The following is a 22,513-nucleotide window of genomic DNA, read 5'->3' as shown; positions in this document are numbered from 1 at the left end:
TTAAGGCCGATTGGTAAGTCCTTGCAATCGCACCTTACAAGCTACATACAGCGGGAACTGGTGATGCTCTGCCACCAACCACGCCACCAAAATAAAGTGCAAACAGAAAGTTAAGCTCGTCCACAGCAAAGGGACAGAGCTAGAAGGACTGTCATCAAGGGGCGGAAACATATAAGAAGCCAGCCCCACCAAAGCCGATGGCAAGACGACCAAAATCAACCCGATCAACCAAATTAAAACAGTTTGGTCACCATCTACTTGGTGCAGACCTCGCCAAGTTTGCCCATTCCAGCGCCAAGCTAAGGGATGAGAGTTATCTACCACTTGAACCGATTGCTCACGCAAGTTAGCCGTGAAAATATGGCGGCAAAAATTACAAGCAAACGCATCCATCAAGGTCATGCCTGCAATCTCACCATGACGGCAGATGGGGCAGGTATAAACCTCTTGATAACTCAAATTCCGGGAAATCGTTGACTGAGGCGATCGCTTCATAGCTACGCACACCTACCTAGAGACTGGGTTCAAGCAAAGCTCCTTCCCATTCTAGACATCAGAATTCGTTCCAGCCTCCGCCTCAGCGCTTAGAAGGCGCGAGCAACTGTATTGCCTGCGCTACCTACAGCTTTAACAATTTCAACGCCGTTTTGCTCTAGCACAACCAAAGGCTCTTCGCGGGTGCCCAACTCAATTCGCTTGACTAAAATGCCACCCGCTAAATACTCGCCTTCACTGACATAGCGGCTCGTGGACTCTGCTGGCACTTTGATAATGGCGCTTACCTTTTGGCCCACTTGCACCACACCAGTCACCTCGATCACATTAGCAACGCTGGTAGGCGGCAGAGGCACCACACCCGGGAACGGAGCAGGCGGAGGTAAGGGAACTGTTGCGAAGTTAGGAGAACTAGGTTGCAACTGCGGTAAAGGAGCCGCTGCAAAGACTGGGGCGGGAGCAGGCTGACTAGGAGCGGGTCTAGCTGGAGCCGTTCTCACCACTCTCGGCACCGGAGCAACTTGAGGGATTGGTCTTGCAGCAGTGCTAGTACTAGTCACAGGTCCAGGCACCACGACTGGAGAGGTCACGACAGCGGCAAAGGGGTCACGACGACCTGAAGCGATTTGCGGCAATCGAGCTGTGGCATTAGTGGGCTGCACTAAACCTGGTACGGGAACCGTTTTGACCACGGGTACGGGTGGGACGATGGGCTTAGAAAAATTTTGTTGGGCGATCGACTGAGTTTTAACAGTTTGGGTGGAACTAGCCACAGACGGAGAAGCAGGAGTGGGATTTTGCTGGGCCGTGCGATCGCCCCCAGCACAACCAACCAGGACCAGAGCCGTGGCCGTGAAACTTACCAGTTGCTGCAATCTGTTCATGCCCACTCCCTCACCAACATTGCTGAAATTCGTGCAATCTGATTACACAGAATAGCCTTAATTCTAGCGGCTGAAACTCCCGTTAGATAAAAAAACGTAAATTTCAGCCGCAAGTGATGCCTATTGACCTTGACGATAGTCCGTAAACGAGCGGTAGCAAGCCTCAGGATGATACAAGTGGCATTGGTCTGTAATTTCTTTCATCAATGCCCAAGAGAAGTTGCACTCTTTGTATAAGCGATCGCCCCAGTTTTGCTGCAAGCTTTGGTAAGCCATCCGTAAGTTGTACGAAGGAATTGCGGTGGAGATGTGGTGCGGCACATGCACATTAATGTCATGGCACAAAGACTCCACCCAACCTGGGTAATTGCAATGCACCGTGCCGGAAAGCTGAGAATCAGCCGCATTCCATTGCTCTTCAGGATAAAACGCAATGTCTGGTGCGGTGTGATGAACTAAAGTGAACGTGCTCATCCAGAAATGGTAGACCAGCCAAGGCATCAGCCAGAACTTCACAAAGCCCCAAATGCCTGTTGTCACAATTAAAGTGGGAAAAGCGATCGCGGCAAAAATCAACACAACCGCCACAGACAACTTAACTTTGGAATGGTCCTTGGGTTGAAACTCCACCAGAGTGAAGTGTATCCCTGCCCAATGCACGATCGAACCGACCCACCAGAAGCGTCCCCGCAGCCCCTCATAGCCGTTCTGGAGTGAGCGTGGCAAACTATCGTAATACTCTGTCTGGAACGGTTGCCAAGCGTTATCAATATCCAGCTTGTTGGTATGGGTGTGGTGGAAGTTATGAAGAATGCGCCAACTGTGGAAGGGGTAAATCAGGGGCATCATGAACAAGTGACCCACCAAATCATTCACCCAGCGGCGTTTGGCAAAAGAGCGATGGCCGCAGTCATGACCAATCACAAAAAAACCAGTTAACGCAGTCCCTGTAAAAATCCAGAGCACAGGTAGAAGAAACCAAGGGGCAACCGCTAAACCCCAATAACCTAGAGCCACGACAGCGACGCTGAATAATGCAGCAGACCACGCCTTGCGGCTATTTTTTTGAAAACATTCTTTCGGTAAGGTCTTCAAAATGTCTTTGAGACGTAGAGCTGAAGCAGGTGCATCAAACTCTAGGTTTTCAGGCTTTACTGTCGATACGGTCATAAAGAAATGAACTTTCTCCAATGAGCAGTGATATCTGGGTGCACAATTAAAAACCTGCTAATGCAAGGTAGCAGGTTCTGCTTTTCAAGTAGTTGCGTCAATTGATATGTAGAAAAACTTGGCAGCATAAATGAGTGCTGCAAACCAAAGTGCCACTCTAGCTGCAAGCTCAGTAACCAGTCCTTTTTACCACAAGATTGAATTTAAGTATTAAGTTTTTTAGAGATAGGGATGAAAATTTCTCATATTGGTTATCCGCAAGCCGCAGCGGCCCCCCACCATTGAGCATCACTCCGGTTCGTAGCGAGTTCGTAGCTGGCGATCGCAGAGAAAAATCATCTCACCCCATAGCATTCGCTGAGAAAACTAAAGTTCCGTGTCCCTGCTCCCAGACTTGAAAGCAGGGATTAGCGGGTGCGGGGCTGACTGCCGCCTAGGAGCGATGAGTTAAAGCTAGTTCTGAGATCGAACGTTGCTGTTTTAAAGCTTGCAGTTGCTGAAGTAAAGCCTCTGCCTCTGCTTGCAAGGTTAGGACTCTAACTTGGTGATCAACTTGATAAGCAGATTTTTTCATGGATTCTATTAAACGATTTCTGGCTTCCGAGACGGCTGTGCTACTACTGGCAGGTTCACCGGGTTCTAGACCGCTGGCAGCACTAGATGAGCTGGATGCACTTGTCGAGATCAGTAGTTGACTAGTCATTTTTGCTTACTCACACCATTTGCTTATTTTACTGGATTAATGAACTAAGGTGAAGGAATGTATCGATATTTGAGCGTGACGCTGATAAGTTCAGGCGCAAGCTCAGGGTGGGCACACTGAAAGTTTAGAGAAGTTTGCCGATCGCGATACACTAAGGTTTACTTCAATTTTTTTGGAACCCACCTAGCTGACACTGTGACTCTAAGCCTGTCCTCCGCTAATTCCTCTGTTGGATCTGCACCAAAGGCCATAAGTTGGCCAGGTCTGATTGAAGCTTACCGACCCTATCTACCCGTTACTGATCAGACTCCTGTAGTAACGCTGCATGAGGGCAACACCCCCCTGATTCCGGTTCCTGCGATCGCAGAGCAGATTGGTAGACAGGTGCGGGTGTTCGTAAAATATGACGGCCTTAACCCTACTGGAAGTTTCAAAGATCGAGGCATGACTTTGGCAATTTCCAAAGCCAAAGAAGCGGGAGCGCAAGCTGTCATTTGTGCCAGTACGGGTAACACTTCTGCCGCCGCCGCAGCTTATGCCCGTCGGGGTGGCATGCGTGCCTTTGTCTTAATTCCCGAAGGCTATGTCGCCTTGGGCAAACTCGCTCAAGCTTTACTGTATGGCGCTGAAGTCCTAGCAATTCAAGGCAACTTTGACCGCGCCTTAGAAATTGTGCGGGAAATGGCCGAAACTCACCCCGTTACTTTGGTGAACTCGGTCAACCCCTACCGTTTGGAAGGACAGAAAACCGCCGCCTTTGAAATCGTGGATGTGCTAGGTAACGCCCCCGATTGGCTCTGCATTCCTGTGGGTAATGCGGGTAATATTTCTGCTTACTGGATGGGCTTTTGCCAGTATCACCAAGAGGGTCGTTGCGATCGCCTACCCCGGATGATGGGCTTCCAGGCCGCAGGTGCTGCCCCTCTAATTTCCGGCGTTCCGGTTGAGCATCCTGAAACACTGGCAACTGCTATTCGCATCGGCAATCCGGCGAATTGGGAAAAAGCGATCGCCGTTAAAGATGCCAGTCAAGGCGCTTTCAATCCTGTCACCGATGAAGAAATCCTCGAAGCTTATCGCCTCTTAGCCTCCCAAGAAGGAGTTTTCTGTGAACCTGCCAGCGCCGCATCAGTAGCAGGCATGCTAAAGGTGAAAGATCAAATTCCCACGGGAGCTACAGTGGTCTGTGTCCTGACAGGCAATGGCTTGAAAGATCCAGACTCAGCCATCAAACACAGCGCCAACCAGTTTAAACAGGGAATTGCGCCTGATTTAACGGCGGTAGCTCAAGCAATGGGCTTTTAGTTGCCTCTAAATCTAGATTCTCAGAAGCTGAATCAGCACCAGTAGTAGTTATATTACTGGTGCTTTTTTCTACTTGTTTGATGGCTCGCTCTTTCGTCAGCAGGTCAATCGTATCGCCTAAGGCAGTGGTTAAGCTTTTACGAGTTTGGGCATGGTTGGCCTGCTCTAGCTGCAACGCCTGTACCAATCGCTCCACTTCACCTTGGAGGCGACTTTGCTCTTGCAAGATTTGCCCCAACTTCTCGCGCAGTTCAGTGGGCGTTTGGAGCTGGTCTAAGGCTTGAGTCATTTCTGCGGCAGAGTGGCTGGCATTGTCACCAAAGATGATGCCGCCTCGCAACTGCTGAATCTCCGTTTGCAAATCCGCGATCGCCTGTTGCGCTAGGCTCGTCTCCGTGCGGCGCTGTTGGGCCTCGGTTTCGTAGAGCCGCCGCCAGTTAGTCGCACTAGTATAAGCTGCGTCTCGTTCTCGCTCCGCTTCAGCCAATTGCTGTTGCAAAGCTTTGATTTCAGATAGCCACTGTCTAACGTCTTGAGTCATCGGCAACGTTCCTTCCTGCTTCCATCAAGTCAGGCCTTCAGCAGTATGTCTTAAAAACCTAGGATTTGAGTCACAACCTTGGGGGCAGGCAAAATAATCATCAAGAGTAAGCCCAAAGTAAACAATCCCAGTAAATCTCGCCGATTGTCGAGTTCGCTCACGTCGTTGAGTGCGGGTGCATCTACCACTGGCATAAAAAATAGCAGCACTGCCCAGAGAAAGAAATCCGGTTGCACCAGCGACAGACCTAGTACCAGCAGCCGGGTCACTTGACCAATTAAGGCTCCAGCTCGCTGCCCATACATCGCATGCACCACATGGCCGCCATCGAGTTGTCCCACAGGCATTAAATTAAGCGCTGTCACAATGAGGCCCAAGCAACCTGCGATCGCCACTGGATGCAATTTAATCGCAGTTTCAGCCGTCAAGGCAGCACCCAAAGCCAATTTACTTAATAGCGCCAGTAAAAACGAGGTACTAGGATTCAAGGCATTGAAATTGAGGCCAAGCTTATCAGTCGCAGGCACAGTCGTAGAGTGCATTAACCCCCACAGCAAGATGGGCAATGTAATGATCAGCCCAGTCATGGGACCTGAAATGCCTAGATCGAACAGCGCTTTACGATTAGGGATCGGTGAACGGATTTGAATGAATGCGCCAAATGTTCCCAGGAAGAAAGGAATGGGAATGAAATAGGGCAACGTCGCCCGCACTTTATAAAAGCGAGCCGTCCAATAGTGACCCGACTCATGAATTCCCAAAATTGTCATTAAAGCCAAGGCATAGGGCAACCCAGCCGAAAATAGCTGCGGTTCTGCAAACAACTGCGAAAGCGAAGTCACCGTTACGCCCGCAATTTCAATCCCCGCTAGGGTAGTAGTGAAAAGCGTGGCAACTAATAATCCCAGTGCCAATCCGGGTCGAGTCAAAGGCTCTTGCTTCGATTGATCGGCTTGCTGACTTTGGGGATTGGGCACTAAGGCGAAAAAAGGTTTGCCATTTGCTCCTTCTTGCAGCATCACCAAGAAGCGATCGCCAAATTGAGCTTCAATATTGTCCCGAATCGTCTGATAAGCTGCGTCGGGTGTAGTGCGCAGCTGTCCCCGACAAATCACCGCTTGAGGTCGGTACTCAAAGTTCTGAACATAGTAGACTGACCAAGGAAAGCAGCTTTGCAAGCTAGCCTCTTCCTCTTTATTGAGAGGCTTAACTACAGTTTTTGCTTCCGCCGCCGTTGGCTCAGCTAATAAAGAATGCTTCGTTTCCGGCGATGTAGGTGGGCTAGTCGCCTCAGCAGTCTTGCTAGCAGAATTAGGGATGCGCCCTACCCGAATTAACAACCAATATAAGAGGGTACAGGTGACAAAAGGCCCAATCACTAAAATAGGTGGTGGCGGATTATTCTCACCGTAAACTAGGGTCCAGGTACTCCAAATTAGCGCAGGCGTCATCATTACCAGCCATAGAATCCAGACTGGAGTGCGGGTAATGCTAGCAACATTGCGCTGCACAACCAGGTAGGTAATGAAGCCAAGCAAGAATACGAGTGAGAGCAACCAAAAAGTCATGCTATTAATCTCAAGTGGCCTTCAGAGGATGTCTTAAACACTTTCATGACCAGTAAGCAACATTATCACTAGCCTGCTGCAAATTAGATTTCGTGATTAGTTTGAGTAGGGCCAAGCCCTAGCCAAACTACTATGCAAGAAGCCCACTAGCCTGGTAGACATGTCTCACGAGCTGTTGCCAGCGTATTCTCAATTTACAAGAACTCCAAAGCCAAACTAAGACTATGCCGGAGCCACAAAGCTCACTATCAAAGCAGCCTCGTGTTGTCTTGGATGGACAACCTTCTTACACCCTGTACGCTTTCCCACCCAACCGAGATATTTTGGGTGGTACTGCTTATTTCATTGTAGGAAACGATGCCAATATCCTGGTCGATTGTCCTGCTTGGAACGAAGCCAACCTACAGTTTTTACAAGCTCAGGGTGGTGTCCGCTGGCTGTTTATCACTCATCGCGGCGGCATTAGCAAATATGTCAGTGAAATACAACAAACCCTCGGCTGCCAAATCGTGGTCCAAGAGCAGGAAGCCTATTTGCTGCCAGGGTTAAATTCGATTCAATTTCATGAAACCTTCTCGTTTTATCCAGAAGCTCAAGCTCTATGGACCCCAGGACATTCTCCGGGCTCCGCTTGTCTTTATCACCAAGCCTATGGTGGGGTGCTATTTTCTGGGCGTCACTTAATCCCCAGCACTCAAGGGGAGCCTGTGCCGTTGCGAATTGCCAAAACTTTCCATTGGCCCCGCCAGTTACGGAGCATTCAAAAACTACTGGAGCGCTTTACACCCCAAACCCTCAGCTTTATCTGTCCGGGGGCCAATACAGGATTTTTGCGGGGCGATCGCGCCATTGCCCAAGCGTACGATCGCCTAGCTCAGCTAGATTTGGCTGCTTACGCTGAAGCGAAACCTTTGCTGTAATCGCAATCAAAAACCCCCGAAAAAAATGCGCCCCTCTTATAGGAAAGGGCGCATTTTCTAGAGCGTGTTTAGATACTGAAAGTCAGTGAGTCTAGTTCAGACCAAGCTTCAGCTAAGAGTCTATCGACCCACACCTAGATAACGGAAGCCAGCCCGCTCTAGGATTTCTTCTTCGAGGAAGTTACGGCCATCGATCATGACGGGGTTGTTCATCAACTTCGCCATCTTCGCGTAGTCGAGGGTGCGGAATTGCTGCCAGTCGGTCACTAACACCAAGGCATCGCAACCATCAGCCAAGCGCTCAGGGTCAGTTTCTACTAGTACGTTGGACAAGCCATGACGCAAACCAGTTTGGGAAACGATGGGGTCGTAAGCCTTCACCTTGGTGCCCAAACGAGTTAGATGCTCAATCAAGTCTAGAGCAGGCGCATCCCGCATATCGTCTGTGTCGGGCTTGAAGGTCAGACCCAACAAACCAACCGTTTTGCCTTTCAAAATTTTGAGGACTTGCTGGAGTTTTTCGAGCGCAATCAAGCGTTGGCGCTGGTTGACGCTGACCGCAGCTTTGAGCAAGTGAGCTTCGTAGCCATAGTCGTCAGCGGTGTGAATCAGTGCTGAAACGTCTTTGGGGAAGCAGGAACCACCCCAGCCAATTCCAGCTTGTAAAAACTTGCTACCAATCCGAGAGTCTAGACCAATTCCTTTCGCCACTTGCACCACATCGGCACCGACGCGATCGCAAATGTTGGCAACTTCGTTAATAAAGCTGATTTTGGTAGCTAGGAAGGCATTGGAAGCATACTTCACCATTTCTGCCGAGCTGATGTCGGTGCTAACCACTGGCACTGGGGGCAAAGACTTATCTTCCGCAAACTGCCGCTCTGTAATTGGTGTGTAGAGCTCTTGCATCATTGCGATCGCTTTGGAGCTGTTGCTGCCCAAAACAATCCGGTCAGGGTTGAAGGTGTCGTATACAGCCGAACCTTCCCGCAAGAATTCGGGGTTACTGACCACGTCAAACTGAGCACCGAGGCTCTCTTCAGCTATTGCACCGCCAGCGCCGACCAAAGTTTGCTGACGCTCAGCAATCCCATCGAGCACAATCATTCTGACCCAGTCACCTGAGCCGATCGGTACGGTGGACTTGTTCACAATCACCTTGTAGCCGCCGTTGAGATGGCTACCGATGCCGCGAGCTACTGCTTCTACATAGCGAGTATCACTTTCGCCGGTTGGTAGTGGAGGTGTACCCACTGCAATGAAGAGTACTTCGCCGTGGTTAACACCTGCACCCAAGTCAGTGGTGAATTGAATTTTTCCACGCTGAATTGAAGACTGCATCAACTCTGACAGCCCCGGTTCAAAGATGGGAGATTGACCAGCCTGCATCAGTTTGACTTTCTCTTCGTTGTTATCAACGCAGATCACATCATGTCCAATGTGAGCCAAGCAGACTCCAGTTACTAGGCCAACGTATCCAGTACCAATGACACAAACGCGCATAGGGTGAGTCCTCGAAAAGGGGCAAATGAAGGTGAAAGGTCAGGAAATCAGAACGAGGCAGGGAACGCTTTAGAACGTTTTCAACATGGCAGGAGAGCCAGTTAAATCGTTGACGGACGGATTACTATCTGGATTTGGGCTTGTAATCCGAGTCCGAAAATCTTCCACAGTTAACCGCAAGCCATCCTGTAAAGGAACAGTCGGTTGCCATCCCAGCCAAGTTTTAGCTTTGGTGATGTCGGGCTTACGGCGACGGGGATCGTCCTGGGGTAATGGTTCAAATCGAATTGCCACATCTGGAGCTACCATTTGCTGCACGGCTTGAGCCAGTTGCAAGATGGTGTACTCATCAGGATTCCCCAAATTTACAGGACCAGTATGCTCACCGTTCATTAAACGGATGAAACCGTCTACTAAATCTGAGACGTAGCAAAAGCTTCGAGTCTGAGAGCCATCCCCGTAAACAGTCAGGGGAACTCCTCGCAGAGCTTGAACAACAAAGTTACTGACAACCCGACCGTCGTTTTCTAGCATTCTGGGGCCGTAGGTATTGAAGATTCGAGCCACGCGAACTTCAACATCATTTTGGCGGTGGTAATCAAAAGCTAGGGTTTCTGCAACCCGTTTACCCTCGTCATAGCAGCTACGAATACCAATAGGGTTGACATTTCCTCGGTATTCCTCAGTTTGAGGATGCTGCTCTGGATCACCATAAACCTCAGAAGTAGAAGCGAGGAAAAATCTCGCTTTGACTCGTTTAGCCAAGCCCAGCATATTCAAAGTGCCCATCACATTAGTTTTGATGGTTTTGACTGGATTGTACTGATAGTGCACTGGCGAGGCTGGACAGGCTAGGTGATAAATCTGGTCCACTTCTAGGGAAATAGGTTCGGTGATGTCATGGCGAATCAACTCAAAATAGGGATGATTTAGCCATTTCAGCAAATTCCGTTTATGTCCCGTATAGAAGTTATCGATGCAAAGGACTTCGTGTCCCTCTGTCATCAATCGATCTATGAGATGTGAACCAATAAATCCAGCACCACCTGTGACTAAAATTCTCATAGTTTGAAGCTACAGATATTTGAAGAGGGTTGAATTATTTTACAACCCAATCCTGAGTCAACTGGAAAACAGACGTTAGGGCCGATTCAAGGTTTCTAAGCTGTTGGATTAGCTCTTTGGAGGAAAGCTGTCCTCTAAGTTAACCTCTGATTTTTGGACTGTCTAGCGTTGCCGTATTTGTACTGATTTGTTTAGAAAACTAACAGAAATTTTGGGTGGAGTCAGATCTAAAACCGTAGAATTCACCAAAACTTAATAGCAACCCTGAATTGATGAAAATTAGCCTAGTTTAGCCTTACCGGAGACCAAGTAAGTCAATGCCAAAATGCTGAGAATGTCTGTTCAGGAGCGATCGCTCTAGTGCCCTCTAGGCTTGAAGAGCATCAACATTAGCCAGTAAATAATCTAAGAATCAGAATAAATTTAATATCAAATATGTCAATTGGAAGATGCTGAATTGACCAAAATAGGAGTCTTGAGCACAGCTCAGATGTAATCAGACTTTAACTTGAATTCCTGAGCCTGCTGACGCTGATGAAAATTCTGCCAGTAAGCGTTACATCAGTCACGAGTTACTTGTGGCTTGCAAAAAATACTCCCACTCAGTAGTTTCCCCGCAAGGTGCTTTCGAGTGGGAGTGCTGCCAACGGCAAGTACAAATGCAAGTAAATTTATTTGCGAGGCGAACTAACCTCAGTAATGCCGCCCAAAGCCCAAATTAGGACTGATCCAGGCGCAAGACAGCCATAAACGCCTCTTGGGGCACATCTACGGTACCGATGGCCTTCATGCGCTTTTTACCCTTGGCTTGCTTTTGCAGCAGCTTCTTCTTCCGGCTAATGTCACCGCCATAGCATTTAGCCAGTACGTCCTTGCGTAACGCTGGGATACTTTCGCTGGCAATGACTTTGGAGCCAATTGCTGCCTGTAGAGGAATCTTGAACTGGTGGCGAGGAATTAGTTCTTTGAGCTTTTCGACCAACACGCGACCCACTCCATAAGCTTTGTCGCGGTGGACAATCGTAGCCAATGAGTCTACTGGATCGCCGTTAATCATGATGTCTAGGCGCACCAGCGGATTTTCCTGATAGTCAATTAAGTGGTATTCCATGCTGGCGTAACCGCGCGATCGCGACTTCATCTGATCAAAGAAGTCGGTCACTACCTCAGCCAAAGGCAGCTCATAAATCAGCGTTGTACGGCCTTTAGTGAGGTATTTCATATCTTTGAATACCCCCCGTCGGGTCTGACTCAACTCCATCAGGGTACCGACGTACTCCTCCGGCGTAATCATGTCTACTTGGACGTAAGGCTCTTCAATTTTCTCACGCTCTTGAGGGCCCGGTAAACGACTCGGATTATCTACGAGAGTCACTTCGCCTTTCATAGTCGTGACTCGATAGATCACCGAGGGAGCCGTAATAATCAAATTCAGGTTGTATTCTCGCTCCAAGCGTTCTTGCACAATTTCCATGTGCAACAAGCCGAGGAAGCCACAACGAAACCCAAACCCCATCGCGCTAGAGGTTTCCGGTTCGTAGTAAAGCGCTGCGTCATTGAGCTTGAGTTTTTCTAATGCTTCCCGCAAATCCTCGTACTGATCAGCGTCTACCGGAAACATGCCACAGAACACCATCGGCTTGGCTTCTGTATAGCCTGGGAGCGGCTCGGCTGCCGAGGCATTGGCTTGGGTAATTGTGTCACCAACCCGCGCATCTTCAACCGCTTTGATTGCCGCTGCTAGGTAGCCTACCTCGCCAGCATGCAGCTCATCCACTTGGACTTGGGTGGGCGAAAGTACGCCTAGTTCGTCAATTTGGTACTCTTTTTTCGAGGCCATCAGCCGAACGCGATCGCCTTTTTTCACCGTGCCATCCATGACTCGGAAATAAACGACCACACCTCGGTAGCTATCGTAGTAACTGTCAAAAATCAAGGCTCGCAAGCGATCGTTAATCGTGTCCTTCGGCGGGGGCACTAAGTGGACGATCGACTCCAAAATTTCATTAATGCCCAGACCTTCTTTAGCCGAGGCCAAGATAGCCCCACTACAGTCGAGACCAACGACCTCTTCAATTTCCTGCTTGACTCGCTCCGGGTCGGCACCAGGCAAATCAATTTTGTTCAGGACTGGAATAATTTCTAGATTATGTTCTAAAGCTAAATAGACGTTGGCTAGCGTTTGCGCTTCTACACCCTGTGAGGCATCGACTACCAACAACGCGCCTTCACAAGCTGCGAGCGATCGCGACACCTCATAAGAGAAATCTACGTGCCCTGGTGTATCAATCAAGTTCAGGACGTACTGCTCGCCATCACGGGCTTTGTAGTTCATCCGCGCTGCCTGGAGCTTGATAGTAATCCCCCGCTCGCGCTCTAGATCCATATTGTCTAGAAATTGGGCCTTCATATCCCGATCACTAACAGTGCCAGTTGTTTGTAGCAGGCGATCCGCGAGGGTAGATTTTCCGTGGTCAATATGGGCAATGATCGAAAAATTACGAATGCGAGAAACGGGCACGTCGGTCATATAGCTGGCTCAATTAACAGGCAGGATGAAGATGACTAAGAAACAATTTCAGCTTTGTGAATTAGCCCAAAGCCAGGGCAAATTAGGGGCGGATTTAGAAGGCTCTGTAATGCATTTTGACACAATCCTCGGTCTGCAAGCGCAAGGACTCTAGGCTCAAACAGCCACGACAGGCACAGCTCTTACAAGGCTAGCTTAGCTCGACCCAGAGTCAAATAGAGCTAGATCGCTGAGGTTGAACGCAGATATGCCGCGGGATTAGAGGGCAGCATGTACAATGCACGTAGGAACTCAATTCCTGTGTCTAGAATTTTTTATAACTCAGATGTATTTTTGATCCTTCAAAGAACGTTTTGGGTGTTACTTGAGGGCGAAACTACTTAAAAACCGTTGCCGCCTTCCCAGTCTCTTTGCATTTGATCCACTGAAGATCTCTGTCATTACTTATGAGTGAGCAGGCTAGCCCTTCCCCACGACCATCGGATAAGGTTGAGATTGCAATTCATTTAGACCCAGAATTGCTTGATCAAATTCAACATCTCACCAGCGATCCTAGTAAGGTGATTGAGACAGCAGTACGGCAGTGGTTGAGGGGAGAATTTTCCTCAGACTACGAACTATCTCGAACCCTGCCTAGAAATCCTCCGGTGCCCCCCAGAGGCGAGTGGAATGATTGATCTAGCAGCTCACCTCAAACCTTGAAGGTTAATTAAACTGCCGAACTGGGATAACTGCTTGTATATCAGTGCCTAGGCCAGTCAGGGCCAGCCAAGTTCTACTACTCATAGCAGTTTTCCTAAAGATAGCGAACGGTTTCTTGGGTTCTAGACATTTGCTTGGTTGCATCTACTCTGTTCTTCTAGACGATCGCGAAGCCTCACTAAGCTTGAAGAAATTAAGCCTAAAGTAGTGCTTCTCTATTCGCACCCTTCGCAGTTTCGCATCCTATACTAATGACCTCTTCCGCCGACTCTAAATTTTCATTAACGGAACTGACAGAATTAGTACCTGCTACTGATAACCCTGAATACTTGCAGGGATTAGGGTCTGAGTTGGTATTTACCCAAACGGTTACAGGGGAATACCTTTCGTTTTATTGGCAGGAAGCTGAACACTTTGGGCTCACACCGGATCAACTGGTAGGTCATGGCCTTGGAGAAGGGTTTGGCCCAGCAGCGCTCAATCCTTATCTAGGGCGGGTGCGACGAGTCTTAGACTATTTAACTCCCGATCGCTTTACCTATCCCTTTCGCTTCGGCGATCAATACCTACTCTTCGACTTGATTGTTAGTCCTATCCTCACTCCCAGCGGCATCGCTACAACAGCCTTGGTCATGGGTAGACGACTATCCACCTCTGGTCGGGATCAAGGAGTTACCGTTGAAGCAGATTTCCCCCGCCATGAAGCCCCTAATTCAGATCGTTATCAAAAACTACTCACCCAAATTGCCTGGAACATCCGGCGTACCCTTGACTTAGAGACGATTTGGCAGCAAACCGTTAATGGTTTGGGTAAAGCTTTAGGCGTCAGCCGCTGCATCATCTGTCCCTACGAAAGTGGCAATTCTGCTGTCAAGGTGGTGGCAGAATTTTGTCAGGATCAGGCTCCCTCCATGCAAGGGCAGACCCTAAAAATTGCTGAGGAAGTCCATGTCAGACAGGCGCTGACTCTACTGGAGCCGATTTTGCTCGAGCAAAGCGCCAATACGATGCATATTTTCAATGGCGCTTACAGCGGTCAGGAAGGAAATCACTCAAGTAACGGTTCCACGGCGCAAGTTCTGGAGGGGCCGAAGCAATCAATTTTGATGGTTGCTACCTGCTACCAAGATCAACCCAATGGCTTGATTTGCTTGTACCAGTGCGATCGCCCTCGGATGTGGAGCGAAGCTGAAATTGACCTAGTGCGAGAGTTGGCCGACCAAGTGGGAACCGCGATCGCCCACGCCACTCTATTTACCGCGAGTCAGACCTTAGCCAACCAACTTCAAAAAGTCAACGAAGATTTAGTCCAGAAGCATCGCGAGTTAGAAGAAGCTAGCCAGCAAGCTGAAGAAGCATCGCGTCTTAAAAGTGAGTTCTTGGCCAATACATCCCACGAACTCCGCACTCCGCTGAATGGCATGATCGGCTTCCTCAAGCTGGTGATGGATGACATGGTCGATAGCCCAGAAGAGCAGCACGAGTTTATCGAAGAAGCTTACGACTGTGCTATTCACCTCATGCAGCTGATCAATGACATCCTTGACATTGCCAGAATCGAGGCTGGCAAGATGCAGCTAGAGTTAAGCCCTGTCAACCTCAACGAACTCTTGTCCGCAGTGGAAAACTTCTCCCAAAGACAAATTCAAGCCCAACAGAAAAACTTGAATTTTGAAATCAATTTACCCCCTACTTACGACCAAATTATTCTGGAGGGTAACTATCAGCGCTTGCTGCAAGTGATGCTGAATTTAGTGGGAAATGCAATTAAATTCACCCATGAAGGCGGCATCACCATCAGCGCTGAAGTGGTGAAGAAGAAAGTTACTGTACAGAACAATGAGCGGCCTGGAATGGTGAAAATCCGAGTGGCCGACACAGGCATTGGCGTTTCTCTCGACAAACAAGATAAATTGTTCCAATCCTTTAGCCAGGTAGATGGTTCCCGAACTCGTCAATATGGCGGTACAGGTTTAGGGCTTGCCATCTCGCAACGCTTGGTCGAGGCAATGGGTGGCGTAGTCAACTTCTACAGTTTGGGTGAAGGATTAGGCTCAACGGTCACTTTTGACGTGCCCCTATTTCAAGAGCCGATTATGAGCACTACTACTTCATTAAATGAGTCGGTAGACCTCTTGGTAGAGCGATTACCGCAATAAACTAAACATTCTCTTCTGGAGCCAGAAGCTCCCGTGCGGTCTTTACCTTTGTAGCGTTAGGATAAACCTAGGATCAATATCGCTGCAATTGACAGACTGCGAAAGGGAAACTATGGCTGAAACTCTAGCGTTAACCTCAGAAAACGTAGAAAAAGTACTGGATGAACTGCGTCCCTACTTGATCTCGGATGGCGGCAACGTCGAACTTGTAGATATTGATGGACCAGTAGTCAAACTACGGCTCCAAGGCGCTTGTGGCTCCTGCCCCAGTTCTACCATGACGCTTCGCATGGGCATTGAGCGGCGCTTGCGGGAATTTATTCCAGAAATTGCTGACGTTGAACAGGTCATGTAAGGAAACGTTACTGACATCAACCGTTTTTTTACACTGTGCATAAAGTGATTAAACAGGGAAGGTAAGTCCATCTTTCCTGTTTATTTTTTATGGTAAGAGCTCCTTCACAATTCCTATGACTTATCCTCTCTACGTCGCTTTTATCTGGCATCAGCACCAGCCGTTGTACAAATCGCGCGTGGCGGGTCAGTACCGTCTGCCTTGGGTGCGATTGCACGGTACAAAAGATTATTTGGATCTGGTGCTGTTACTAGAGCGTTACCCCAAGCTGCATCAAACGGTCAATTTGGTGCCGTCTTTGATCCTGCAAATTGAAGACTACGTAGCGGGACAAGCATTCGACCCTTATCTTTCAGTTGCTTTGTTGCCCACAGAGCAACTGACGCGAGAGCAAAAAGAATTTATTGTGGGGCATTTCTTTGATGCCAACCACCATACCTTGATCGATCCACATCCTCGCTATGCTGAGCTATACGGTCAGCGGCAGGACCGAGGGGAGGCATGGTGCTTAGAAAATTGGAACTTGCAAGACTATAGCGACCTGCTAGCTTGGCACAACTTAGCCTGGATAGACCCCCTGTTCTGGGATGACCCCGAGATTGAGCAGTGGCTAAAGCAGGGCCGCAACTTTACGATTGGCGATCGCCAGCGCATTTACTCCAAGCAGCGCGAAATTCTCAGCCGCATTATTCCGCAGCACCGGGCCATGCAGGAAACAGGGCAGCTAGAAGTGACGACTTCGCCCTACACTCACCCGATTTTGCCGCTGCTGGCTGATACCAACGCTGGGCGAGTGGCGATTCCCAATATGAAATTGCCAGAACAGCGGTTTCAGTGGGCAGAGGACATTCCGCGCCATTTACAGAAATCCTGGGATATGTATCTCGATCGCTTTGGGCAAGCCCCCCGTGGGTTATGGCCTTCGGAGCAGTCGGTCAGTCCAGAAATTTTGCCGCATGTGGCGAAACAAGGATTTAACTGGTTATGTTCCGATGAAGCGGTGTTGGGCTGGACGCTGAAGCATTTCTTCCATCGCGACGGTCTGGGTAATGTCCATGAGCCAGAACTCTTGTACCGACCGTATCGCCTAGAAACTCCAAATGGTGACTTGGCAATCGTATTCAGAGATCACCGTTTGTCTGACTTGATTGGGTTTACTTACAGCGCTATGGAGCCGAAGCGGGCCGCCGCTGATTTGGTGGGGCACTTGGAGGCGATCGCGCGATCGCTGAAGAAACGCCAATCCAGTGGCAGCACCGCTCTGGAACAGCCTTGGCTTGTCACGATTGCGTTAGACGGCGAAAACTGCTGGGAGTTCTATCAACAAGATGGCAAACCGTTCTTAGAAGCTTTCTATCAAACCCTCAGTAACGACCAAGATATTAAGTTGGTCACGGTTTCTGAGTTTGTTGAGAAATTCCCGCCGACGGAGACCATACCAGCGGCTCAACTCCACAGCGGTTCTTGGGTAGACGGTAGCTTCACAACTTGGATTGGCGATCCAGCGAAAAATCGGGCTTGGGATCTGCTTACTGAAGCCCGCCAAGTACTAGCCAACCACCCCGAAGCCACTGAAGAAAGCAATCCTGCCGCTTGGGAAGCGCTTTACGCCGCTGAAGGTTCCGATTGGTTTTGGTGGTTTGGTGAAGGGCACTCTTCCAACCAAGATGCCATTTTTGACCAACTCTTCCGCGAACACTTGTGCGCTATCTATCAAGCCCTGAACGAGCCAGTACCGTCCCACCTGTACCGTCCGATCGAGGTTCATGAAGCGAAGGGAGACCACCGTCCTCAAGGGTTTATCCACCCAGTGATTGATGGACGTGGGGATGAGCAGGATTGGGATAAAGCAGGTCGCATTGAAGTGGGGGGAGCCAGAGGCACCATGCACCGCAGTAGTCCCATGCAACGCCTTTGGTACGGAGTTGATCACTTAAACTTTTACCTACGTCTAGACTTTCAAGCAGGCATGCAGGCTGGGATTGGGCGATCGCCAGAACTGAATTTATTGTGGTTCTACACCAACCAAACCATGCACAACAGCCCAGCGCCGATAGCGGACCTGCCCGACGAAGCGCCCTTGAATTATCTATTTCACGACCATCTCAGCATCAACTTAGCAACCGAATCCATTTGGTTTCAGCAAGCGGGAGAGCATTACCAATGGCATCCCCGTCCCAGCCGCGCCCAAGTCAGGATTGACAAGTGCTTAGAGTTAGCAGTGCCCTGGGCCGACCTACCCGCCAAACCAGACTGGTCTCTGCGGGTGGTGCTAGTGCTTTCAGATGGAGGCCGCTACCACAGCTATGTCCCCGAAGAAGCGTTGATTCCCTTTGACGTGCCTTAATCTTGAGACCTAACCCCCAACCCCTTGCCTGCTAGGGAAGGGGAGCAAGATTCAGAGCCCCTCTCCTTGAGGAGAGGGGTTTGGGGAGAGGTTTGCTGTGAGATAAGGGAACCGTCAAGCCCCACAAAACTTAAAGAGAAGCCCAATAAACGGTATATCTTGATCTATTGCCAAAGTATTAATCAAGATTTTGAGGAAGATTTGTGCTTGATCTGAAGCAGATCCGGGAAAATCCACAAGCAGTCCAAGAACGCCTGAACCACCGATCGGGCAATTTTGACATTCAGCCGATTCTGCAATTGGATCAACAACAGCGGGAAATTGAGAAGGAGCGATCGCAGTTTCAGGCCCGTGGCAACGAAATTGGTAAACTCGTCGGACAGAAAATTAAGGCAGGTAGCGACCCCAAAGGTTCAGAAATTCAAGAATTGCGGGAAGAGGGCAACCAAATCAAGGCCAAGCTCAGTAATTTAGAGCCGCAGGAAAAAGAACTGAAAGCTCAGATTGAAGGGTTGCTCCTGACTTTGCCCAACTTGCCCAGCGATTCTACCCCCGTGGGCCAGAGCGAAGAAGAAAATGTCGAAGTGCGGCGTTGGGGTGATGAATACAAGCCGCAAAACCCCGATATTTTGCCCCACTGGGAAATTGGTGAAAAACTCGGCATTCTCAACACCGAGCGATCGACTAAAGTAGCGCAAAGTCGATTTGTTACCTTAATTGGGGCTGGAGCAGCGCTAGAGCGAGCTTTGATTCAGTTCATGCTCGATCGCCAAACTGAGGCAGGTTATCTGGAAGTGATTCCGCCGTTCTTGATCAATAGCGAATCGCTGACTGCTACAGGACAACTGCCCAAATTTGCTGAAGAAAGTTTTAAGTGTGAGTCAGATGATCTTTGGCTAGCTCCTACAGCCGAGGTTCCCGTGACCAATCTTTATCGGGATGAAATTCTGGCTGCAGAACAGTTACCGATTCATCACTGTGCTTATACGCCTTGTTTTCGCCGGGAAGCAGGCAGCTATGGTCGGGACACACGCGGCTTAATTCGTCTGCACCAATTTAACAAAGTAGAATTGGTCAAACTGGTGCATCCCAGCACCTCAGAGCAAGAACACCAAGCTTTGGTGCAAAATGCCGAGGCAATCTTGCAAGCTCTGAAATTGCCTTATCGAGTGATTGAGCTTTGCACTGGGGACTTAGGGTTTGGCGCAGCCAAGTGCTACGACCTAGAAGTCTGGTTGCCAGCTTCGGGTAAATATCGCGAAATCTCTAGCTGTTCTAACTTCCTAGATTTCCAAGCCCGACGCGGCAATATTCGCTTTAAAGAAGCTGGGCAAAAAGGCACCCAACTGGTTCACACCTTGAATGGTTCTGGCTTAGCAGTCGGTCGGACGATGGCCGCGGTTCTGGAAAATTATCAGCAACCAGACGGTACAGTCCGTCTACCGGAAGTGTTACAACCCTACCTCCGGCGAGAGGTTCTCTAAGATGGAGTCGGCGTCAACGATTCAGGCATCTTAGAATAGTAAAGATATCTAACAGACGTTTTTCGGATCTTAAATCTATGTCAGTTTTGGCGGCGATCGCAGTCTTAGCACTCTTGATTGTGGTCCATGAGCTGGGTCACTTCACCGCAGCGCGGGCTCAAGGTATCCATGTGAATCGCTTTTCCCTAGGGTTTGGCCCCGTTCTGTGGAAATATCAAGGGCCAGAAACTGAATATGCCATTCGCGCTTTCCCATTAGGGGGGTTCGTTGGCTTTCCTGATGATGATCCAGAAAGCGAAATTCCCCCTGAAGATCCGAATCTACTGCGAAATCGTCCCGTGCTCGATCGGGCGATCGTGATTAGCGCTGGCGTGATTGCTAATTTAATTTTTGCCTACTTCCTGCTTGTTGGTCAGGTCGCCGCAGTTGGCACTCCAGAGTTTAACTATCAACCTGGTGTCATTGTGCCCAAGGTTGCCGCCGAAGTTAGCTCAGCCGCAACGAAGGCAGGCATCAAATCTGGAGACATCGTCCTGAGTGTTAACAATCGGGAATTAGGCGCTTCCAAACAAGCCATCCAGATCTTGATGGAAGAGATTCAGACTCACCCGAATGAAGCGCTGCCCCTTACCGTGCAACGCGGTGATGAAACGTTGTCTCTCAGCGTCAAGCCTGACTTAGGCCCAGAAGGCAAAGGCCGTATTGGCGTGCAACTGGCTCAAAACGCTGAGGTAAAGCGCCGTCGAGCTAGCAATATTTTGGAAGCCTTTAGCACGGGTGCCAATGAATTTCAGCGCATCGTGGTTCTGACAGTCCAAGGCTTTGGTCAGTTAATCAGTAACTTTGGTGAAACGGCTGAGCAGGTTTCTGGTCCAGTGGCGATCGTAGCTCTAGGAGCTAATATTGCTCGTTCTGATGCCGCTAGCTTATTCCAGTTTGCGGCGCTGATCAGCGTTAACCTGGCCATTATCAACATTTTGCCCTTACCTGCTTTGGATGGTGGCCAGTTAGCCTTTCTCGCAATCGAAGGGCTACGGGGTAAACCTCTACCGACCAAAATTCAAGATGGCGTGATGCAAACGGGTTTGATGCTCTTGTTAGGCTTGGGCATTTTCTTGATTATTCGCGATACGGTCAACCTAGAACCTGTGCAAAAGTTATTTCAACCTTAGATCAGCAGGCTGAATCTAATTCTCCTTCGGCTATGCCATGAGCATTACGCGAAAACTGTCTGCTAAAAAGCAACGGGCTCTGGAAATATTGATTCGTTTGAAGCGACTCTATCCAGAAGCCCCTTGCACCCTTAACTACGAAACTCCTGTCCAACTCCTGGTGGCGACAATTCTTTCGGCCCAATGCACCGATGAACGAGTTAACCAAGTCACTCCAGAATTGTTTCGCCGCTTTCCAGATGCTGCTGCCCTAGCTGCTGCTGATCCATTGGACTTGGAAACTTTAGTGCGATCGACCGGGTTCTACCGCAACAAAGCCAAAAATATTCGGGCAGCTTGCTATTTGATTCAGACTGAATTTAATGGTCAAGTGCCCAAGTTGATGGAAGATTTGCTGAAACTTCCAGGTGTGGCTCGTAAAACAGCGAATGTGGTGTTAGCCCATGCCTACGGGATTCATGTTGGGGTGACGGTCGATACTCATGTCAAGCGGCTGACTCAACGCTTAGGCCTCACCAAGCACACCGACCCCATTCATATTGAGCGGGACTTGATTAAGCTGCTGTCACAACCAGATTGGGAAAATTGGTCGATTCGGATCATTTATCACGGGCGGGCGGTTTGCAATGCTCGTAACCCTGCTTGCGATCGCTGCCTTCTAGCCGACCTCTGCCCCTCCGCTGATCCAAACAAGGTGGATATAGCAGCTTTGCAACCGCCCTTACTCACAGCCCCACAAATCTGATTAATCGACATGGGGGTAGATCAGGGTCTGTCGAATCAGATAGAATAGAAAATGCTGTCTTTATTTGAGAGAAACCAGGCAATTCATGGCTAAGAAAAGCATGATTGAGCGGGAAAAGCGTCGCCAGAAGTTGGTTGACAAGTACGCTCAAAAACGGGAAGAGCTACAGGAACAATTTGCCCAAGCAACTTCCCAACAAGCAAAGCTTGAAATTCACCGTCAAATCCAACAGTTGCCTCGTAACAGCGCACCCACTCGCTTGCGGAATCGCTGCTGGGTGACCGGTCGTCCTAGAGGCTACTACAGTGATTTTGGCTTGTCTCGTCACGTATTCCGGGAAATGGCCCACCAAGGTCTGCTGCCCGGAGTGGTTAAGTCTAGCTGGTAAACAGATTTTGGATTTTAGGTTTTGGATTAGTCAATCATTTGCGATCCAGAATCCGAAATCCAAAATCTACCCAATAACTATTCCGATCACTGACCACAGCAGCGATCGATTCCCAAGCTATCTAAGAGCAGGTCGCTGACTGCATTGGCTACAGCAAACTCGCTGAAAAAGCTTTTAGAAAAATCAAAGGCTTGCATTTCGGTAACGATGGCAATCACGAGTGATCCTAAGTCATTTTCGCCTTCCATCCGTTGGCGAACAAAAACTTGAGTGGCTCTCTCAGCGATCTGCTGGTTAATTGCTTCAGGAATAAATTCGTGGTCTAGCCACTGACATAAAACGCTTTTTAGCCATTCTCCTTCCTGCTGGGGGTTTTCGGCAGGAGGCAGGGTGATGGGGGGAATTGGTTCGGCCATTGACCTAGCAAATTGACAACTGTTTGAAGGCAGCCTAAAGGAAAGCTAGCTCAGCTTAACT

At 49.2% G+C, this 22,513-nt stretch carries 21 protein-coding genes; 11 read left to right on the top strand and 10 right to left on the bottom strand.

The window, feature by feature from the left end:
- The 4 genes from H6F68_RS11125 to H6F68_RS11110 form a co-directional block, all read right to left on the bottom strand.
- Window positions 1-495 carry a hypothetical protein gene (locus tag H6F68_RS11125; RefSeq protein ID WP_190432944.1) on the bottom strand — a complete coding sequence of 165 codons (495 nt, stop codon included), beginning with the start codon at window positions 493-495 and terminating at the stop codon, window positions 1-3.
- Between the two features lie 89 nt (window positions 496-584).
- Window positions 585-1,379, bottom strand: coding sequence for a hypothetical protein (locus H6F68_RS11120; RefSeq protein WP_190558980.1), 795 nt, complete (start codon window positions 1,377-1,379; stop codon window positions 585-587).
- Between the two features lie 120 nt (window positions 1,380-1,499).
- On the bottom strand, window positions 1,500-2,549 hold the full coding sequence (locus tag H6F68_RS11115) for a fatty acid desaturase (protein ID WP_190558978.1): 1,050 nt from the start codon (window positions 2,547-2,549) through the stop codon (window positions 1,500-1,502).
- A gap of 433 nt (window positions 2,550-2,982) precedes the next feature.
- Window positions 2,983-3,252, bottom strand: a complete 270-nt coding sequence (locus tag H6F68_RS11110; protein ID WP_190559004.1) for a hypothetical protein — start codon at window positions 3,250-3,252, stop codon at window positions 2,983-2,985.
- Window positions 3,253-3,447: 195 nt separating this feature from the next.
- Here H6F68_RS11110 and thrC point away from each other — a divergent pair, with 195 nt between their 5' ends.
- Window positions 3,448-4,557, top strand: coding sequence for a threonine synthase (gene thrC, locus H6F68_RS11105; RefSeq protein ID WP_190553015.1), 1,110 nt, complete (start codon window positions 3,448-3,450; stop codon window positions 4,555-4,557).
- Here thrC and H6F68_RS11100 read toward each other — a convergent pair.
- Window positions 4,502-5,098: a hypothetical protein gene (locus tag H6F68_RS11100; protein ID WP_199300033.1), complete on the bottom strand. Its 597-nt coding sequence runs from the start codon at window positions 5,096-5,098 to the stop codon at window positions 4,502-4,504. The two genes, thrC and H6F68_RS11100, sit on opposite strands and share 56 nt — an antisense overlap.
- Before the next feature lie 50 nt (window positions 5,099-5,148).
- Window positions 5,149-6,666, bottom strand: a complete 1,518-nt coding sequence (locus H6F68_RS11095) for a site-2 protease family protein (RefSeq protein WP_190558976.1) — start codon at window positions 6,664-6,666, stop codon at window positions 5,149-5,151.
- 224 nt (window positions 6,667-6,890) lie between these two features.
- Between H6F68_RS11095 and H6F68_RS11090 the strand changes: the two genes are divergently transcribed.
- Entirely contained in the window at window positions 6,891-7,586 is a 696-nt protein-coding gene (locus tag H6F68_RS11090; protein WP_190558974.1) for an MBL fold metallo-hydrolase, read from the top strand.
- A 120-nt stretch (window positions 7,587-7,706) separates the two neighbouring features.
- On the opposite strand, the gene H6F68_RS11085 is transcribed toward H6F68_RS11090, so the two are convergent.
- The 3 genes from H6F68_RS11085 to lepA all read right to left on the bottom strand — a co-directional run bounded on the left by H6F68_RS11085 (window position 7,707) and on the right by lepA (window position 12,684).
- Complete coding sequence (locus tag H6F68_RS11085) at window positions 7,707-9,089, bottom strand: UDP-glucose/GDP-mannose dehydrogenase family protein (RefSeq protein ID WP_190432932.1); 1,383 nt, start codon at window positions 9,087-9,089, stop codon at window positions 7,707-7,709.
- 69 nt (window positions 9,090-9,158) lie between these two features.
- On the bottom strand, window positions 9,159-10,154 hold the full coding sequence (locus H6F68_RS11080; protein WP_190432928.1) for a UDP-glucuronic acid decarboxylase family protein: 996 nt from the start codon (window positions 10,152-10,154) through the stop codon (window positions 9,159-9,161).
- Window positions 10,155-10,872: 718 nt separating this feature from the next.
- Window positions 10,873-12,684 (bottom strand): translation elongation factor 4, encoded by a 1,812-nt coding sequence (gene lepA, locus H6F68_RS11075; protein ID WP_190558972.1) that lies wholly within the window; start codon window positions 12,682-12,684, stop codon window positions 10,873-10,875.
- 31 nt (window positions 12,685-12,715) lie between these two features.
- Here lepA and H6F68_RS29355 point away from each other — a divergent pair, with 31 nt between their 5' ends.
- The 9 genes from H6F68_RS29355 to rpsN all read left to right on the top strand — a co-directional run bounded on the left by H6F68_RS29355 (window position 12,716) and on the right by rpsN (window position 22,036).
- Window positions 12,716-12,838, top strand: coding sequence for a hypothetical protein (locus H6F68_RS29355; protein ID WP_277876054.1), 123 nt, complete (start codon window positions 12,716-12,718; stop codon window positions 12,836-12,838).
- A 292-nt stretch (window positions 12,839-13,130) separates the two neighbouring features.
- A complete protein-coding gene (locus H6F68_RS11070) occupies window positions 13,131-13,361 on the top strand; it encodes a hypothetical protein (protein ID WP_190558970.1) in 231 nt (76 codons plus the stop codon).
- A 276-nt stretch (window positions 13,362-13,637) separates the two neighbouring features.
- Window positions 13,638-15,545, top strand: coding sequence for an ATP-binding protein (locus H6F68_RS11065; RefSeq protein ID WP_190558968.1), 1,908 nt, complete (start codon window positions 13,638-13,640; stop codon window positions 15,543-15,545).
- Window positions 15,546-15,657: 112 nt separating this feature from the next.
- Complete coding sequence (locus H6F68_RS11060) at window positions 15,658-15,900, top strand: NifU family protein (RefSeq protein WP_190432922.1); 243 nt, start codon at window positions 15,658-15,660, stop codon at window positions 15,898-15,900.
- A gap of 115 nt (window positions 15,901-16,015) precedes the next feature.
- Window positions 16,016-18,247 carry a glycoside hydrolase gene (locus tag H6F68_RS11055; protein WP_190558966.1) on the top strand — a complete coding sequence of 744 codons (2,232 nt, stop codon included), beginning with the start codon at window positions 16,016-16,018 and terminating at the stop codon, window positions 18,245-18,247.
- 203 nt (window positions 18,248-18,450) lie between these two features.
- Complete coding sequence (gene serS, locus H6F68_RS11050) at window positions 18,451-19,731, top strand: serine--tRNA ligase (RefSeq protein ID WP_190558964.1); 1,281 nt, start codon at window positions 18,451-18,453, stop codon at window positions 19,729-19,731.
- A gap of 77 nt (window positions 19,732-19,808) precedes the next feature.
- Window positions 19,809-20,903 (top strand): RIP metalloprotease RseP, encoded by a 1,095-nt coding sequence (rseP, locus tag H6F68_RS11045; RefSeq protein ID WP_190432919.1) that lies wholly within the window; start codon window positions 19,809-19,811, stop codon window positions 20,901-20,903.
- 37 nt (window positions 20,904-20,940) lie between these two features.
- Window positions 20,941-21,648, top strand: a complete 708-nt coding sequence (gene nth / locus H6F68_RS11040) for an endonuclease III (RefSeq protein WP_190558962.1) — start codon at window positions 20,941-20,943, stop codon at window positions 21,646-21,648.
- 85 nt (window positions 21,649-21,733) lie between these two features.
- Window positions 21,734-22,036: a 30S ribosomal protein S14 gene (gene rpsN, locus H6F68_RS11035; RefSeq protein ID WP_190432916.1), complete on the top strand. Its 303-nt coding sequence runs from the start codon at window positions 21,734-21,736 to the stop codon at window positions 22,034-22,036.
- An 86-nt stretch (window positions 22,037-22,122) separates the two neighbouring features.
- Here rpsN and H6F68_RS11030 read toward each other — a convergent pair whose 3' ends face one another.
- On the bottom strand, window positions 22,123-22,452 hold the full coding sequence (locus H6F68_RS11030) for a hypothetical protein (RefSeq protein WP_190558960.1): 330 nt from the start codon (window positions 22,450-22,452) through the stop codon (window positions 22,123-22,125).
- Window positions 22,453-22,513: the final 61 nt, after the last annotated feature.

This window comes from Trichocoleus sp. FACHB-262 (assembly GCF_014696035.1).
Classification (GTDB): Bacteria; Cyanobacteriota; Cyanobacteriia; order FACHB-46; family FACHB-46; genus Trichocoleus.
Note: the sequence above shows the minus strand (reverse complement) of the source record. Positions and strands in the feature narration are given on the sequence as shown.